At 59.2% G+C, this 15,645-nt stretch carries 21 protein-coding genes; 13 read left to right on the plus strand and 8 right to left on the minus strand.

All coding sequences use genetic code 11. The features are described from left to right. Positions 1-45: 45 nt before the first annotated feature. Positions 46-759 (minus strand): ArsR/SmtB family transcription factor, encoded by a 714-nt coding sequence (locus tag PM3016_RS13015; protein ID WP_013916057.1) that lies wholly within the window; start codon positions 757-759, stop codon positions 46-48. Positions 760-880: 121 nt separating this feature from the next. Here PM3016_RS13015 and PM3016_RS13020 point away from each other — a divergent pair, with 121 nt between their 5' ends. Continuing rightward, positions 881-1,765, plus strand: coding sequence for a DMT family transporter (locus tag PM3016_RS13020; protein WP_014369789.1), 885 nt, complete (start codon positions 881-883; stop codon positions 1,763-1,765). Between the two features lie 125 nt (positions 1,766-1,890). Here PM3016_RS13020 and PM3016_RS40745 read toward each other — a convergent pair whose 3' ends face one another. Further along, positions 1,891-2,025, minus strand: a complete 135-nt coding sequence (locus tag PM3016_RS40745; protein ID WP_014650557.1) for a hypothetical protein — start codon at positions 2,023-2,025, stop codon at positions 1,891-1,893. A 265-nt stretch (positions 2,026-2,290) separates the two neighbouring features. Between PM3016_RS40745 and PM3016_RS13025 the strand changes: the two genes are divergently transcribed. The 4 genes from PM3016_RS13025 (at position 2,291) to PM3016_RS13040 (ending at position 5,124) form a co-directional block, all read left to right on the plus strand. After that, on the plus strand, positions 2,291-2,881 hold the full coding sequence (locus PM3016_RS13025; protein ID WP_013916060.1) for a TetR/AcrR family transcriptional regulator: 591 nt from the start codon (positions 2,291-2,293) through the stop codon (positions 2,879-2,881). 220 nt (positions 2,882-3,101) lie between these two features. Beyond that, positions 3,102-4,250, plus strand: coding sequence for an MFS transporter (locus PM3016_RS13030; protein WP_013916061.1), 1,149 nt, complete (start codon positions 3,102-3,104; stop codon positions 4,248-4,250). A 31-nt stretch (positions 4,251-4,281) separates the two neighbouring features. Further along, a complete protein-coding gene (locus tag PM3016_RS13035) occupies positions 4,282-4,542 on the plus strand; it encodes a hypothetical protein (RefSeq protein ID WP_016362543.1) in 261 nt (86 codons plus the stop codon). Between the two features lie 36 nt (positions 4,543-4,578). After that, on the plus strand, positions 4,579-5,124 hold the full coding sequence (locus PM3016_RS13040; RefSeq protein WP_014369791.1) for a PadR family transcriptional regulator: 546 nt from the start codon (positions 4,579-4,581) through the stop codon (positions 5,122-5,124). Positions 5,125-5,257: 133 nt separating this feature from the next. On the opposite strand, the gene PM3016_RS13045 is transcribed toward PM3016_RS13040, so the two are convergent. Further along, positions 5,258-6,634, minus strand: coding sequence for a family 43 glycosylhydrolase (locus PM3016_RS13045; RefSeq protein ID WP_014369792.1), 1,377 nt, complete (start codon positions 6,632-6,634; stop codon positions 5,258-5,260). Between the two features lie 498 nt (positions 6,635-7,132). Beyond that, on the minus strand, positions 7,133-7,678 hold the full coding sequence (locus tag PM3016_RS13050; RefSeq protein WP_014369793.1) for a DinB family protein: 546 nt from the start codon (positions 7,676-7,678) through the stop codon (positions 7,133-7,135). A 194-nt stretch (positions 7,679-7,872) separates the two neighbouring features. On the opposite strand from PM3016_RS13050, the gene PM3016_RS13055 reads away from it, so the two are divergent. Next, on the plus strand, positions 7,873-8,289 hold the full coding sequence (locus tag PM3016_RS13055; RefSeq protein ID WP_013916068.1) for a VOC family protein: 417 nt from the start codon (positions 7,873-7,875) through the stop codon (positions 8,287-8,289). A 151-nt stretch (positions 8,290-8,440) separates the two neighbouring features. Here PM3016_RS13055 and PM3016_RS13060 read toward each other — a convergent pair whose 3' ends face one another. Beyond that, positions 8,441-9,319: a YwqG family protein gene (locus PM3016_RS13060; RefSeq protein WP_014369794.1), complete on the minus strand. Its 879-nt coding sequence runs from the start codon at positions 9,317-9,319 to the stop codon at positions 8,441-8,443. 158 nt (positions 9,320-9,477) lie between these two features. Between PM3016_RS13060 and PM3016_RS13065 the strand changes: the two genes are divergently transcribed. The 7 genes from PM3016_RS13065 (at position 9,478) to PM3016_RS38615 (ending at position 12,381) form a co-directional block, all read left to right on the plus strand. After that, the gene (locus tag PM3016_RS13065; protein WP_014369795.1) at positions 9,478-9,783 is read left to right on the plus strand and encodes a hypothetical protein; all 306 of its coding nucleotides are present in this window, start codon (positions 9,478-9,480) and stop codon (positions 9,781-9,783) included. A gap of 463 nt (positions 9,784-10,246) precedes the next feature. Next, on the plus strand, positions 10,247-10,465 hold the full coding sequence (locus PM3016_RS13075) for a hypothetical protein (RefSeq protein WP_014369797.1): 219 nt from the start codon (positions 10,247-10,249) through the stop codon (positions 10,463-10,465). Between the two features lie 239 nt (positions 10,466-10,704). Continuing rightward, positions 10,705-11,001 carry a hypothetical protein gene (locus tag PM3016_RS13080; protein WP_014369798.1) on the plus strand — a complete coding sequence of 99 codons (297 nt, stop codon included), beginning with the start codon at positions 10,705-10,707 and terminating at the stop codon, positions 10,999-11,001. 388 nt (positions 11,002-11,389) lie between these two features. Next, a complete protein-coding gene (locus PM3016_RS38610) occupies positions 11,390-11,536 on the plus strand; it encodes a hypothetical protein (protein ID WP_014369799.1) in 147 nt (48 codons plus the stop codon). 70 nt (positions 11,537-11,606) lie between these two features. After that, positions 11,607-11,948, plus strand: coding sequence for a hypothetical protein (locus tag PM3016_RS13085; RefSeq protein ID WP_014650563.1), 342 nt, complete (start codon positions 11,607-11,609; stop codon positions 11,946-11,948). Between the two features lie 30 nt (positions 11,949-11,978). Continuing rightward, entirely contained in the window at positions 11,979-12,197 is a 219-nt protein-coding gene (locus PM3016_RS13090) for a hypothetical protein (protein ID WP_013916078.1), read from the plus strand. Between the two features lie 40 nt (positions 12,198-12,237). Beyond that, a complete protein-coding gene (locus tag PM3016_RS38615; protein ID WP_014369801.1) occupies positions 12,238-12,381 on the plus strand; it encodes a hypothetical protein in 144 nt (47 codons plus the stop codon). Between the two features lie 910 nt (positions 12,382-13,291). Here PM3016_RS38615 and PM3016_RS13105 read toward each other — a convergent pair. Genes PM3016_RS13105 through PM3016_RS13115 form a run of 3 tightly spaced genes read right to left on the minus strand, consistent with a single transcriptional unit; the run spans position 13,292 to position 15,546 of the window. After that, positions 13,292-14,143, minus strand: a complete 852-nt coding sequence (locus tag PM3016_RS13105) for an SDR family NAD(P)-dependent oxidoreductase (RefSeq protein WP_014369803.1) — start codon at positions 14,141-14,143, stop codon at positions 13,292-13,294. 40 nt (positions 14,144-14,183) lie between these two features. Then, positions 14,184-14,996 carry an alpha/beta fold hydrolase gene (locus PM3016_RS13110; RefSeq protein ID WP_014369804.1) on the minus strand — a complete coding sequence of 271 codons (813 nt, stop codon included), beginning with the start codon at positions 14,994-14,996 and terminating at the stop codon, positions 14,184-14,186. Then, a complete protein-coding gene (locus tag PM3016_RS13115; RefSeq protein WP_014369805.1) occupies positions 14,974-15,546 on the minus strand; it encodes a PadR family transcriptional regulator in 573 nt (190 codons plus the stop codon). Before PM3016_RS13115 ends, PM3016_RS13110 begins: the two co-directional genes overlap by 23 nt. Positions 15,547-15,645: the final 99 nt, after the last annotated feature.

Raw genomic sequence — 15,645 nt, forward strand, 5'->3', positions numbered from 1 at the left:
TTGAGCGGTACTGGTGCGGGAGGCACGGTGCAGCGCGCGGCGCGGCTAGGGCTTGCCGGGTGCCGGCTCCAGCGACAGCCCGAACGCCGACGCCAGCCCCCGGGTACCCTCGGCCGTGACACGGAGGGACCGCCCGCCGGGCAGCCGCTCAATCCACTGCAGCTCGAAGAGCCGGGCAGTGAGCGCAGCTCCAAGGCTCCCGGCCAGGTGGGGACGGCGCTCGCTCCAGTCGAGGCACTGCCGGGCAAAATGCCGGCGCCTGCCGCCGGACTCCAGGGCGTGCACGCCGAGGTCCGCGAACCGCTCCCGGCCCAGCTCTGTCAGGGCAAAGTCGCGGCTGCCGTCAGCTTCGAGCCACCCGAGCTCGAGCAGCCGCTCCGTCACGGCGACGCCCAGCCGGCCGGCCAGGTGATCGTAGCAGGTGCGCGCCTGCCGCAGCGCGCGGAGCTGGTCGGACTCCCGCAGGGAGCGGACGGGCTTCGGCGGGGCGATGGCATGCAGCGCCTCCAGCGCATGGGCGACATCCCGTCCGGCAAGCCGGAAGTACTTGTGCCGGCCCTGCGTTTCCCGGACGAGGAGGCCGCCTTCGACGAGCTTGGCCAGGTGGGCGCTGGCCGTCTGGGGCGAGACCCCGGCGCTGCGTGCGAGCTCCCCGGCCGGGAGCGATTTGCCGCCGAGCAGGCTGAGCAGGATGGAGGCACGCGACGGGTCGGCGATCAGGGCTGCGGCAGAGATGAGGTTAGGGCCTGGAATGCTCATGCGTAGGTTTCTCCTTATCACAGAAGATGATTTCATACTTCGATCATAACCGAAGTGTTCCCATGCTACAATCGCATAAGGAATAACATATTCATCTCCCGATAGGAGGGGACGCACACACATGAATCCCATCTCATATCTGCTGCTGATGCTGCTGGCCACCTCGCTGATGGGCTCGTCCTTTGCCGCAGGGAAGCTGGGACTGCCTTATGTCTCTCCGCTGCTGCTTGTGGGGATCCGGTTTACGCTGGCCGGCGGGCTGATGGCCGGATGGGCCGGCCTCCGGAAGCTTCCGCTTCCCGCGGACCGGGCCGATTGGGGCCGGCTCCTGCTCATCGGCTCCCTGCAGACCGCAGGCGTCATGGGCTGCATCTTCCTCAGCCTGCGGACCATCACGGCGGGGGAATCGTCGATCCTCACCTTCATGAATCCGCTGCTCGTCGTCGTGCTGGGCACCCTGTTCAGGGGCTGGAGGTACCGGCCCGTCCAGTGGCTGGGGGTGCTGACCGGCTTTGCCGGCGCAGCCGTTACGCTCGGCGGCGGGCTGCGCCTGGAAGCCGGCACGCTGCTCGGTCTCGGCTCCGCCTTCTCCTGGGCGGCCGCCACGCTGCTGGTGAAGGCTTGGGGAGCGCGATTCCACACGTCGGTGCTCACTGCTTACCAGATGCTCTTCGGAGGACTGATCCTGCTGGTTCTCAGTCTCCTGGCCGAAACGCCGAAGCTGCAGTGGAACGCTGTATCGGTCGGCGTCATTCTCTATCTGGCGCTGCTTGGCTCCATCGTTCAATTCGCTGCCTGGTATTATCTTCTGAGCCGGGGAGATCCCGGGCGGACCAGCGCATTTCTGTTCCTGGCCCCCTTCTTCGGGGTGCTGTCCGGGTGGCTCGTACTCGGCGAAGAAATCACGGGCCGTACCGCTGCGGGCGGGGCGCTGATTTTTGCGGGCATCTTCCTGGTGAACTGGACCTTCGGCGCCCGGGGCGGAGCCAAAGCAGGCAGGCCGTGAAGCTTTGAAGGGGTCGGACGCATGCGAAAAAGGCCTAGCGGCTCGGGGATCCGGCCGGGCTAAGCCTTCGGGTTAGCTGGGGATGCTGGAAGGAGATCGGTCCGTCTGAAACGCGCGCGTCAGGGTTAATCCTCCAGCTTCTCGATTCCCTGGATGACAGCCTGGCTGTTATCCGACATGAAGTTGCAGAATTCCGCATACGTATCAAAGATGTGATCCTGATCGTCCACCTTGACAATGTACTGTGCCTTTTCATCCATGACAACCATCACTCTCCTTTACTTACATATATGTGGCAGGAGCGAATGTAGTACAAGATGACCGGCCATATTCCAAAAATTCTGAACAGTTGTTTGGGGATGATTACCCGCTCTGCGCTCCGTTGAAACAGGGCGGGGGACAAGCTTTTCGATAAGCGTAAACGGCAGACTCGGGAAGATGGCCCTATGCCCATTGACATCTTCCAGGATAAGGAATAAGATGAATGTCAGTACTCACTGACATTGAAAGAGAGGGGGCGTTCGGATGACCGATCATCCTCCCCGGGACACGGATGAGAAGCTGCTCCGCGCAGCGGTGGACCTGATGGCCGACCGGGGGTACAACGGAGTTACGACGAAGGAAATTGCCGATGCCGCGGGGCTGAGCGAGAAGACCCTGTTCCGGCGCTTCGGCACCAAACGCAATCTGCTGGAGACGGCATTCGACCGGTATCATTATGGGACGGAGATGATGAAGCTCTTTCACGAGAAGCTGGTCTGGGAGCTGCGAACCGACCTTCTCCTCGTGGCCCGGACCTATCATATGCTCATGAATGCCAACCGGAAGATGATCCTGATCAGCATCAAGGATGAAGGCCACCTGCCGGGCTTCCGGGAGAGAACACGGAAGCACCCCGTTCAGCTCATGGAGGGGCTCGCCTCTTATTTTCGGGAGATGGCCGGGAAGGGCAGGATGCGGCCGGGAGATCCGGAGCTGCAGGCTGCAGCGTTTCTCATGCTGAACTTCGGGATGTTCATGAACGACCTGGAAGCGGGCTCCTCGCTGCCGGGGATTCACCTTGACCCGCTGATCGAGGAGAGCGTGGCGATTTTTGCTAGGGGGCTGGCTCCCTAGTATTTTTTCAAACTGCATGTCAGTGGGCACTGACATTCCGCCATTCTGCAGGGGAGCGGGAATCAACGGACTCAGGTGAAAAAAAGGGATTGTAAAATCCAGGAAATGGCTGTATCATATGTCGTAACGATGGGTCGTAACGACATATTAGATTCTCGCTGACATTCATTTTTTTCAGGCTTAGCCAGAGAATTCATCCATTGGATCGGGAGGGATCGGCATGGACAAATTGTGGACGCGATCGTTCATTACACTTACGGTCGGGATGCTGTTTCTGGGAACGGGGTTTTATCTGCTGCTGCCTACACTGCCCTTTTTCATCCGGGAGCTTGGCGGCAACGATTCGCAGATCGGCCTTGCGGCGGGCATGTTCACGATCGCGGCGGTGGTCTGCCGTCCGCTGGTCGGCGCCCTGCTGGACCGGTACGGCAGAAGGCCGTTCATTCTTGGAGGGATGCTGGCCTTCACGGCTGCGATGTATCTGTACGACTGGGTGTTCGGCATTGCGGCTCTGATGATCCTGCGCGCGCTTCATGGGGTAAGCTGGGCGTTCACCACGACCTCCATCTTCACAGCCATCACGGACAGCATTCCGGCCTCCCGGCGGGCCGAAGGCATGGGGTGGGCGGGCGCGTCCATGACCGTCGCCATGGCGGTGGGCCCCCTGCTGGGTCTGTGGGTGCTGGAGCAGTCCTCCTACCACCATCTCTTTCTGTTCGCCGCCGGACTATCGGCCGTCTCGCTGCTTCTGGCGTCCGGTGTTCGAACGCCGTTTCAGCCTTCGGCTTCCCGCGGCCCGTTGGTATTCTTCGACAAGTCGCTCGGTCCGATCGCGGCCGGCGTCTTCTTCCTTGCGGTCGCTTACGGAGGGGTAACGACGTTCCTGCCGCTCTTTGCACAGTCTATTGGTGTTAACGCCGGGCATTTCTTCCTCACCTATGCCATCACGCTTACCCTGACCCGCCCGCTGGCCGGCTCGCTGTCGGACCGGCACGGCGAGCTCGCTGTCATCGTGCCGGCACTTGGGGTCACAGTGGCGGCACTGGCTGTTCTCGCGGGCTCCTCAGGCCTGCCGGGGGTCCTGACGGCAGCCGTGCTGTACGGGATCGGCACGGGCGGCGCCCAGCCGGCCCTGCAGGCCGCTACGCTGCGGATTGCACATCCGGAGCGCAGGGGCGTGGCCAACGCCTCGTTCCTGACTGCCTTCGATCTCGGCATCGGGCTGGGCTCGATTCTGCTCGGCGCCGTATCCGAATATCTGGGCTACCCGACGCTGTTCACTATCAGCGCCGTATCGGTGGCCGTGTCGATGATGATCGGGGCCGTCTTCGTACGCAGAATGCTGGCACAGCGTGCCGCCCGGCACTAGGCTGAAGCCGGCAAGCCGGGAGGGGCCCGCTTTGGAAAGCGGGCCTTCCACCGGCAGCGGATGCCGGCGGCGGCTGCAGACAGCAGGAGCCGCTGTGCTGATGGAGGAAGCTTGCGCCCCCGCCGGGAGTGAGAGTGAATTAGACTGGGGAGAAAGGAATCCCGCTGTCACCGAATTCGAGCGGCTGGACGAAGAGGCCTTTTGGCGTACCGCTGACGCTCTGGAGAAGGAACTGGACGTGAGTCCTTATCGGAGAATCTTCGAGCAGGCGCTTCAGGAGGGCACGGCATGAGCAGCAAGGGCTATTACCGGATGGAGGCGTCACAAGATGTACGAATTGTTTGTATTGGGCGAGCTGTCAATCGGACCCAAACACGGATATGAGCTGCAATACATACTGAAATCCACGATCGGCCCGTTCCGGCAGATCAGCTCCGGCACCCTGTATCCGCTGATGTCGCGCCTGGTCGGGAGCGGCTTCATCACCCAGCGGGACGAGCCCCAGGAAGGCGGCCGGCCCCGCAAGCGGTATGAACTGACGGAGGCGGGCCGGCAGCGGTTCCATGAGCTGATGACCGCCCCGCTCGAACACGGCACGGACATCGGGCTGACGTTTCAGTTCAAGCTGAACTTTTTCGGCTATGTCGACCCCCGGGTGCAGCTGGATACGCTGGAGCAATACCTCGGCTACCTGCAGGCGGACCGGAAGTATATCGCCGAGCTGGAGCCGCAGGTCCGCGCCAAGCCGGGGATTCCCGAGCCGAAGCGCGCCCAGGTGCTTCGGATGTTCAGCCACCGCCGGTGCGTAACCGAAGCGGAGATCGGCTGGGTGACGGAGGAGATCGACCGGCTGAAAAGGAAACCCGTTATCTGATCGGGCCCCCTGCGCAGATCACCCTCATAGGGTCCCGCAAAAAAAAAGCATCCCCGGAACCCTGTACTTATTGGGTCCGGGGATGCTCGCGCTTTTACGCTAAACGTCACCTCAAGTTGAGTTCCACTTCCGCTTAATTCACGATTCTAAAGGTGGCGTCCTGCTTCTCCAGATCCGTGCTGATCGGATCGAGTTTCAGCTGATAGCCGCTGTGCCGGATATAGCGCGCAGGGAAGTTATAAGACTGGAAGGAGGTCCATGAGGCATCCTTCAGCCCCGGCACCTTCTTGAAAGTCGCATCGGCCTTGAAGGTGTCCGTGCCGTCGTTTTTCGCCAGGACAAAATCGTAATTGGAATGCCTCAGATAATATCCCGGATAGTAGACCGATTGGAAGGAGACATATTCCGAGCCTCCATTCGCAAGCCCCGGCACGACCTGCCAGTACTGGTCGCCGGCAGGCGTGATGTTCGAATCGATGGTGACATCAAAGCTCGCATGCCGCACGAACATATTCGGAACATTATAGGACTGCAGCCGGTTCTTCACCCCATTCACTCCGGTGGAGGTCTGCTCGAGCGTCGGAATGGTCCCATCCGCATTGTAGTTGAATTTCTCGATGGCTACCGAACGACGGTAATCGCCGCCTGTGGGAAGGGCGCCGTTATGGTATATGAAATAAGGCTGCCCCTTAAATTCGATGATGGATTGATGATTCGTACCGCTGGTTCCCGTCGGCGCCATGATGACCCCTCTGTACGTCCAGGGGCCCGTCGGGCTGGTGCTGGTGGAGTAGGAGATCGCCTCCGGCCAGCCGGAAGCATACGACAAGTAATAGAGTCCATTGCGTTTATGGATCCAAGGCGCTTCCGTAAACTGCGTAGGACCGAAGGAAGCCTGCGTCAAGGGAACATTGTTGATCGAACCGCTGTAGGAGATCATATCGCTGTTGAGCTTGACATACATCAGGGCGGTGTTCCCCCAGTACAGGTAGGCCTGTCCGTTGTCATCGATCATCACGCTCGGGTCGATGTCATCCCAGGAGATGCCCGAGAACTTCGTCATATCGTTGGTGATCAGTGCGCGTCCCAGAGCATCCCGGAAAGGACCGGTCGGACTGTCCGATACCGCCACCCCTATGGCTTTGCCCGGAATAGTTTTATGCTCTGCACAGATGTACCAGTAGAACTTGCCGTTGCGCTCGATCACCTGGCCTGCCCAGGCGTCCCCCTTGGCCCAGCTGAAGGCGCTTACAGCCAGCGGCGTTCCCCGATCCGTCCAGTTCACCATATCCGTGGAGGAATATACCTTCCAATCCCGCATGACATACCCTGTGCCGGTGGCGGAAGCCTCGTCGTGTCCGGTATACAAGTAGACCATATGGTTATATACCATGGCCGCCGGATCCGCCGTATAGGTGTTCCGGACTACGGGGTTATCCGCAAAGCATGTGGCGGCAGACGTCCATAACATCACCAGCGCCATGGACAGAGGTCTGACTATGTTTCTCATTAACATCGTCTCCTTCATTTTGGTTTTCCACGCATTGTATCCGCTTTCTTATGTGGGTGAAAGTGCTCCCCGCCAGTGATTCCTCCTTCACCGGTAACGTAACCCCACCTCTAGATCGGGGCGAAGAAGGCCGCTGCAGCCTCTCTTTACGCCTTCTCTGCTGCGAGTTCATACCAAATCTTATCCTACTTCCTCTGCGAAAAAAATAGAATGATTTGAGTTAAAAGTGGAATTTCATTACAACCATGTCACAAAAACTTCGAGTTTATTGTCTTTGATATTGAACAAATCGATTTATACCGCGAATACGTACCTGGCATTGACCGGGTCTTCCTGGATGCACAGGAAAAAGTAAAGCGGAGTGAGCGATTGACAGTAAGCGGCGCACACAAGCTCGCCTGCCAAACAGCAAAAAACGGACTGCGCCGGCAGTCCGTCTTGTCTTATCGCGGGGCTCCGCGGTGATCTTCCCGGGCTTCCCCTGACCGTGGTGATCCCTTACTGGGCTCTGCCTGCCGGAGCTGCCCGCCCGGTATCCTGGGCACCGCCCATATACCAGAACAGCGCGTATTCCGTCATCGTCGAGGCGTGGCCCATCTGCCGCAGCATGGCCGATACGTTCCCCCGGTGATAGGTCGCGTGATTGACCACCTGCAGCACCATCTCGGCCAAACTCGTTTCCCTCACGGTGACGTAAGGATTATCGAGCAGGACCGTCCGTTCCAGGTCCGTCTCCTTCCGGAAGAAGGCTTCATACCGTTCGGACAGGAGTCTGAACCGTTCCGAGAGCTCCTGGATGCTCAGCTGCTCGGCTTCCTCTTCCAACGGACGGCAGGTAATCAAAGCTTCCGGCATCGGCACGCCGTTCAGGATCTCCAGCCAGGTATAGTCGACAGCATAGATATGGGCCATGCCTTTGGCGACGGTAGGGAAAATACTTTTCACTTCCTGCGTGTATACCTCGGAAGGCAGCTCGCTGATCCGGTTCAGCAGGGTTTGGTTGGCCCAGGCATGGTATTGATACATCGTTACGGCGCTTGGCATTTGAAACATCTCCTTTGTTCCTCTGATTGACTTTATACCCTTATTATAAGGAGGCACAGTGACAACAGTCTGTCAGGGTTCCTGAAGAAAAGCCGCAATCGGTAAGAAATATTCGGAGCCGCACTTTGATATGATCAAGAAGTCAAAAACACAAGGGAAGCCGTTCCAAACTATTCTGATGAGGTGATTCAAAGATGGCACTGACTGCGAACATGATTTTTGTCAATCTTCCCGTTCGGGATCTGAAGAAGTCCAGGGCGTTCTTCGAGGCGGTAGGCTTTGAGTTCAACGACCAATACTCCGATGACACGGCAGCTTGTCTGGTCATCAGCGAGCAGATCTTCGCGATGCTGCTCACACATGAGAAGTTCCTCTCCTTCAGCACCAAAGAAATCTGCGACACGGCCAGAAGCAGCGAAGTGATCCTCGCGCTGACCGCACAAAGCAAAGCCCACGTGGACGAGATTGTTGAGAAGGTGCGTCAGGCGGGAGGCAAGCCGGCCAAGGAGCCGCTTGATTACGGTTTTATGTACGGGTGGAACTTCGAAGATGTGGACGGCCATCATTGGGAAGTCTTCTTCATGGATCCGAGTGCAGCGCAGCAGGGATAAGCAGACAGGTTATACGGGAGGCACCGCAGGCAGCTGCGGTGCTTTATTTTTGTCCGAACGGCCGGCTTTGAGACATACGAGAGGAATCAGCGGGTGACGGGACAATGCCCGCCCAATGGATTCTTCCGCCTAGCATTTCCTTCCGTCGAACTCAGCAGCACTGCATCTCACATACCACCCGGTCAAACCGCTGTGCGGACAAATCCTCCTCTTTGATCCAAAAATAAACCCGTCCGACGTCGCCCCACATCATGCCCGTCTTCTCCTCCTCGGAATCGATCTGCAGCAGCAGGCGCCAGCCCAGCGCGGATTGCTGCACGCGTTGACGCTCCGCTTCCGACTCCCGGATGTCCTCCCATGACAGCCCCTGCGTATGCATCTCACAGCTGAACTGCATATCTCCCTGGATCGGATCGGCATGGCCGAGGAAGCGGTGGATGCAGTTTCCGGCGGACTGGCGTTTGTTGAAGCTTTTCAGGAATGTTCTCCAATACTTGTCAAAATCTTTCCGGTTGCTGTTCCAGCCAAGACCCAGGCTCTCCAGGAAGGCGGACTCCGAAGGGGGAACGGACAAGGTCGGAGCGAAGTCCACCCGGTTCGGCTTCAGGGTGAATTCCTCTTGGAGATCATCCGGCGCCGGACGGCGGGTCATCTCATCCAGCCGCTCTGCGGGGGTATAGATCACACGGCAGGTATCCGGATCACCATAGAACTCCGAGTCCTCGAACATCCCTTGAACGGCATAAAAGAAGGACAGCAGTCCTTGGGAGGGCAGGCCGTGGGCGGGGGGAATGTCCGCGAGATTGATTTGGGCAAGGAAGCTCTGGGGGTAATCCTTCCACATCGGCCATTCCACATCAGGAGGCAGGTCGGGACGGCCGCCCACCTTGCTCGAGCCAAACGGGAATTGCTCCTCCTGCGCCGGCTGCAGATGTAACTGATGGGATGGAAAAATCCAGGAAGCGATGGCCTCCCGGTATGCCTCAAGTCCTGAATCATCAAGCAGTTTAACGATTTCATCACGGTTCATAGGTTCTCTTGTCCTCCTGGCAGCGGCAGCCAACCAAGGTCCATCGATCATCCTTCCTCCGGACAGACGTTTGGTTTGAACTGTATAAATTGGTTTAAAAACGGAATAAGAGGAACGGATTTTCCAATTATATCATGAATTCGGAGGAGGTGGAGGGTGTGGATTCGCTGTGGGGACCCACCTGGTCGGGGGTTGTGCTGGTCTTGGTGTCGGTCATTTACATGCTGCTGCTGACCAAGGTGGTGAACGTTGTGCATGATCGGCTGCCGCTCCGGAAGTCGACGATTCATTTTATCATCGTAATGCTCGAGGCTGTTCCGTTCACTTACAAGGTAGTGGACCTCTATCCTTGGAGGCTGCTGTCGTATTCGACCACACTGCTGTCGATTATCATGCTGTATACGCTGATCCGGGGCATCTGGGTCCGGAGGCAGGAGGATTGGGGTAAACCGGTTGCCAAGTAAAGTTAAGCGTAATAACCTCCCTTGGCCGGATACTCATGGGACTCACGAAAATGCCTGTATATTTTACTGAAGACCCTGTTCGCCATGGCTTGGGTTTGCTTGTCATTCATCAGCCTTACGACTTTGCTCATAGGTGTATCTTCAGCAAGTTCTCCATGAACGCATGCAGACAGATCCGTTACGAATATCCCATCCAGGGGCTGCCCGCAGGGTCCGAATCGGTACACGGCCGTGGTGCCGCGGATTTCAACGAGCTCATATTCAAGACAGATGGCCATCATTATCTCTCACCTTTACATGTTGGATGGATCTTACATCTCACTGTTCTATAAGCCTACCCGAAGCACGGGCCGTTGACAAGCGATCCTTGGGCCGGGAGATTTCTCGCCAAGCTGGTGATTCTTACCTCCTCAGCCCGTCCAAGTAAGAAGAGAGGACTAATAAGGAGAAAGGGTGAATTGACATGTCCGGTAAGGGACCTGAACGAAAAATGGAAGTGATCGAGAAGCTGCGGGAGATGGGCGAGGAGGAAGCGGCCCAGCGGCTCGACAAGTGGCGCAACGACCGGGACGAGAACCGCGGCTGGGACAGCTGGTTCGTCACGGAATACCCTGATCTGGCCGAGGAAGCGGGCGTGGACCTGGTGCCGATCCAGGACCGTCCCGAGCGCAAGAATAAATAACGCATCCTGTGCTCCGGACAAGCCGGCAGAACAGGAATCAGGCGTAGCTTCAGAAGGAAGGAGGGGCCGTGAGGCTCCTTCTTTTTGTGTCTGCAGCAGGCCTGGGATGCGTTCATACCTCCGTTCGATCTCTGCATGAAGTGTTAAATTCAACTGGAATGGCGCAGACTGTGAGCGCGCGGCAGGAGACACCCTGTGATTTTTTTGGTAGAATGGGCTGTGGATTGGAGGGGTTAAGGATGATGAATGAACTTCAAATACAGGAAGTCAAGGATGATATGGCAAGGCAGTACCGACAAAAAACGCTGAACGCGGCGCAGATCGTCACGGCCCTCCTCGCCCTGAAGCTAGCGGGTGTCATGACGGAGAAGACGATGCAGTCTATCATCGAGGAGATCGTGCGTACGGCCGAGATCCCCAAAGCGGTAAAGGACTCCCTGTCCTTCGCCAAGAAGGACAAAAAGACGATGCGGGGACTCATCGACCTGGCGAAGGAGCGTTACGGACCGAAGGACGAGAACGCCGTGCAGGCTTAAGGGCACCATTTCACTGAAGAGGCTTCGGACGAAGCTGAGAGCTTCGGGTCGACTCGCACCGGGTACAGCCCAGCCTGACCAAGGAGGAGCTGAACCCGGTTTTCGGCGCGTGTGCCTCGGTGAGAGCCTTCGGAGAGATCCAGGCGGCAGACAAAGGGGATCCGGCCGATGCAGAAAATGAATAGATTCCAAAGCTAAAGGACACTCCGGCTGCTCAGTGGAGTGTCTTTTGTTTTGGGTTGATTTGTAGACGCCCACCGTACCGTGCAGGAGGGAATGCCGAATTCCCTCGGGAGTGTCTTCGGAAGCCGATTGGAAGGATTGGCGTATATTTACAACCGGGCGGGGGACAGTAACTGATGTTCCAATGAAAAGGAGGGATTTTCGAATGGATCAGCAAACCAAAGCGGGGATCGACCAGCAGGAGCAGACCGTGGATGCGGCGAACCTGGCCAGTGCCATGAACGGCGAGGAAGAAGAGAACGTCACAGCCAAGGAAAAAACTATAAGCTCGACAATTCCCATATTTCCGTAAGAAACGAGTAGGGAGCCGGGCCGGGTCAGCCATGAACGGTGAGCCCGGCCTTCCTGCGTAAGACGGAGGAATGATCGTGGAGAGGGAAGAGAAGAGCAGCGGATTGGAGATCCAGTATAACGAGGGTCTGCGGGTCAGCATTACCGCGGCAGGGGAGGAGGAGCCCCTTGCTCTCCGAAGGCGGGCATTCCAGGCCGTGCTGACGGAGCTGGTCTGGTCTGTGAGAGAACCGGGGGATCCGGCTTCGGAAAGGCAGCAGAAGGAGCTGTGGACCTGGATTCTGCACGAGATCGGGTGGGCGCTGACCCATGCTTCCCCCTTCCGCGCCGAATCGGAGGAAGACCCTCTTGCCGTGCTTGCTGCTGCGGTCGGCACGCTTCGGGAGGAAGCGGGTCAGGAAGGCCCGTATTGAGATCGAAGGAAACAAGGGAGGGGAACCGTCATGGATGATGCACTTCCGCCACGGGCGCTGGTTCACCACCTGCTGTCTGTCATCGAAGACGATGATACGGTCGAATCGATCGTATATGTCGCCCGGATGAAGGACGGCACCATCGTATCCGGCTGGTCGGATCTGCTGCACACCGAGGTGATCGGGCTGCTCGAAGTAGGCAAGCTGCAGGCCGTCAAGGAGATGTGGGAAGATTGGCAGCCGCGATGAACCCGGCAGCCGTGCGCTGCCCCGGAGGAGGTGACAGGAGATGAGTCAGCAGGAGAACAAATCGGCGAGCGAGAAGATCATGGACAGCCATCCGATCGATCCGGCCTTTGCTCCGCAGGAGAACGAGCAGGAGCGCAAGTTCCGCGTGAATCAGCCGGACCCGGAGCAGAAAGGAAGATCCTAGCATGCTCCAGGCAAAGGGCCGGGAGGGCTGGCGTTTGGAGCATGGGCGGACGATAGCGGGGCTCAGGCAGGGGCTGCAGCTCGGACAGGCGGAACAGGGCTCCATATGTCAGGAGCCCCTGTTTGCGCTGAGCGTCGGGCCTTGCCGGCATAGAGCCGGAGGCCATCAGGCGTTTGCAAGCACAAGCGGATGAAGCGGTGCTCCACACGCCCGGAGCCCCTGTCTTGTGCTGGCCGCCAAGCCTTGCTTGCCGGCATAGAGCCGGAGGCCATCAGGCGTTTGCAAGCACAAGCGGATGAAGCGGTGCTCCACACGCCCGGAGCCCCTGTCTTGTGCTGGCCGCCAAGCCTTGCTTGCCGGCATAGAGCCGGAGGCCATCGGGTCGCGAAACGGGCTGCCAGGCTCCGCTTCGTGTGCTGACCGGCGTGCCAAGCCGGACGATCTGTCTCCTTACCGGTGTTCCCGGTATCGTACCGGCTGGATAGACACCGGTTTTTGAGATAAAGGAACTAGGATTCCTTATTCGAGTATTTCCCACGATTTCCCGGCCGATAGCGGAACTCAGGTGCGCTATTGCCCGCATATCCATCGAAAAACAGCCGTTGGCACCGAAATAGCGAATCTCAGTTCCTCTATCGCAAGACCGGCCCTTCCTGCACGGAACTTAACGAATCTCAGTTCCGCTATTTGCATTTGCACCGCATCCCAGTGCCGCGGGCGCATCGATCCCACCCACAAAACGGACCCAAAAAGCGGAGCCTCTCCCTGCAGGCTCCGCTTTTCGCATCCCCGGGCCGGTCGCACACGGACCGCTCCTTCTGCCGAACCGTGCGGACCGGCTCCCAGCTGCAGTACTTCGCCGTCCCGTCATCCTTCCCCGGACCCGCCGTCAACGCTGAGGCCGCTCCTTCTACCGATCCGTGCGGACCGGCTCCCAGCCGTAGTACTTCGTCGTCTCATCGTCCTTCTCCGGCATGCCGGGAAGGATCAGACCGCCGTCGACCTTGAGCGAGGCGCCCGTGATGTAGGAGGCCGCATCGGAGGCGAGCCACAGCACGGCCTCCCCGATATCCTCCGGCTGGCCGACCCGCCGCAGCGGGATCTTTTCGCCGAGCTTGTCATAAAACGCGGCGCTGCCGCGCTCGATCTCGGTCGCGCCGGGCGCCACGTTGTTCACGCGGATGCCGTGCATCGCCAGCTCGATGGCGATCGATTCCGCCGCACGGCGCAGGCCCGCCTTCATCCCGCCGTACAGGGAGTCATGCGGGTAGGCCCGCTCGGCCCGGGTGGAGGTGATGTTGATGAGGCTCCCGCGGATGCCTTTCTCCTTCATGTGCCGGCCCACGTGCTTCATGAGCAGCATCGGAGCGACAAAGTCGATGTGGATGAACGCGAGCATCTCCTCTGTCCCGATATCGAACAGATGCTTCCCGAAGCCGGCTCCGGCGTTATTGACGAGCAGGTGCACCTCGCCCAGCTCCCGGATCGCTTCCGCCGCATAGCGCTCGACGAAGGCGGGATCGGACAAATCCCCCTGCACCGCATGGAACTGGCGGCCGTAGGTCCCCTTTACCGTTTGCTCCAGCTCCTGGATGCCGAGTTCATTCGATTTATACACGGTGGAGATATGATAGCCCGCTCTTGCGAGCACGAGGGAGATCCCTTTGCCGATCCCGCTGCTGGCTCCGGTCACAATCGCGGCCCTGCGCTGTCTTCTGGTCGGTTCGGCCTCCATTTTGGTCTCCTCACGGCTTCCGCTCATTCCCCTTGCTCCTTCCTGCCTTAGGCGCGTTTACCCCTACTTACCCGCAAACGCCCCGCTTCAAAAAGGCCGTCACCACTTCATTAAACGTCCGGGGAGCGTCCATATTGGCGCAGTGGCCGGCATGTTCAATCTCCACGTAGGTGCTCTGCGGCTCCTGCTCCTGCCAGCGGATCGAAGCCTCCTTCACCACCGGCAGATCCCGGTCCCCGCAGACCAGAAGCAGCGGGGGGCCGTCGGGACGGTCCGGAGCCATCCCGGTCAGGTGGCGCAGGCCGGACATGACCCGGAAGGAGCGGCGGGTGAACGAGCAGGCCATCTCATAGAACTGCTCCTGCTGCTCGGGACGGATCACGGTGACGGAAGCCAAATACCGGCGGAAGCGGTGCATGGAGAGGATGCCCATCAGCAGCCATTTGAGCATCTCGGCGCGCTGGGCCTTCACGATCTCCGGGTGCTCCTCGCGGATCGAGTAGCCGCCGACGGAGACGAGGGAGCGCACCTTCCCCGGGTGGCGGAAGGCGAAGGCCTGTGCCAGCAGCGCCCCCATCGACACACCGACGAGATGGCAGCGCTCCGCGCCCTCTTCGGCCAGGATGCCGAGCAGATGGCCGGTCGTGCTCTCGATACCGAGACCGGCATCGTATACCTGGCTGCGCCCGTGGCCGAGCAGGTCCACCGTAACGACACGATAGTTATCGGCAAAATGGCCCAGCTGCCCGTCAAAGCAGCGGTGGTCCCCGAAGGCCGGATGCAGGAAGACGATCAGCTCCCGGTCCGGCTGGCCCGAGACATAGTAATGAACCTGCGCCCCTCCTGCGCGCAGCACCTTATGCACCGTGGAGACTCCCATCGCTGCGGCCGCCCCCCTCTCTCATATTCTGCAGCAGTTCCGCATACCACTTCGCGCTGAACGCATACTGGTCGACGCCGTACCGGAGCGAGAGCATCTGGCAGCGGTAGATGTCCCGTTTGTCCTCCGGGATCTCGGGCTCCATCAGAGCCGCCTGGATCTCCAGCGCGGTCAGGTGCCGGTGCATCTCCGTGAGCGACGCCGCATAGCTTTCAAGCACCCGGGTCCGGTCCGCTGCGGGAAGAAGTCCGAGGAAGAACAGCCGGGCGACCGCCAGATCCTTCAGCTTGTCGATGGGAATCGGGGAGCGAAGCCAGTCCAGCAGCTGTTCGCGTCCGGGCGCTTCGATGGAGTACACCTTCTTGAGCTTGCCGTGCTCCACGATCTCAATGCAGGAGATCCACTCCTTGTCCATCAGCTTTTTGAGGGCCGCCTGGATGCCGCCGAGGCTGTCGCTGTAGAAGAGGGCGACGGTATTTTTCATATTCTTGCTGAGCTCATAGATGGTCTGCCCGCGCAGCGCAAGCAGTCCGAGCAGGACATATTCCAAGGGACCCAGCCTCCTTCGTCTTATTGCCTTTAGTAATATTACGCTTGGGAAGATGGAGATATGACTGCCGGGCAGGGATGAGAACAACGAGAGGGGGAT

Source organism: Paenibacillus mucilaginosus 3016 (assembly GCF_000250655.1).
Classification (GTDB): domain Bacteria; phylum Bacillota; class Bacilli; order Paenibacillales; family NBRC-103111; genus Paenibacillus_G; species Paenibacillus_G mucilaginosus.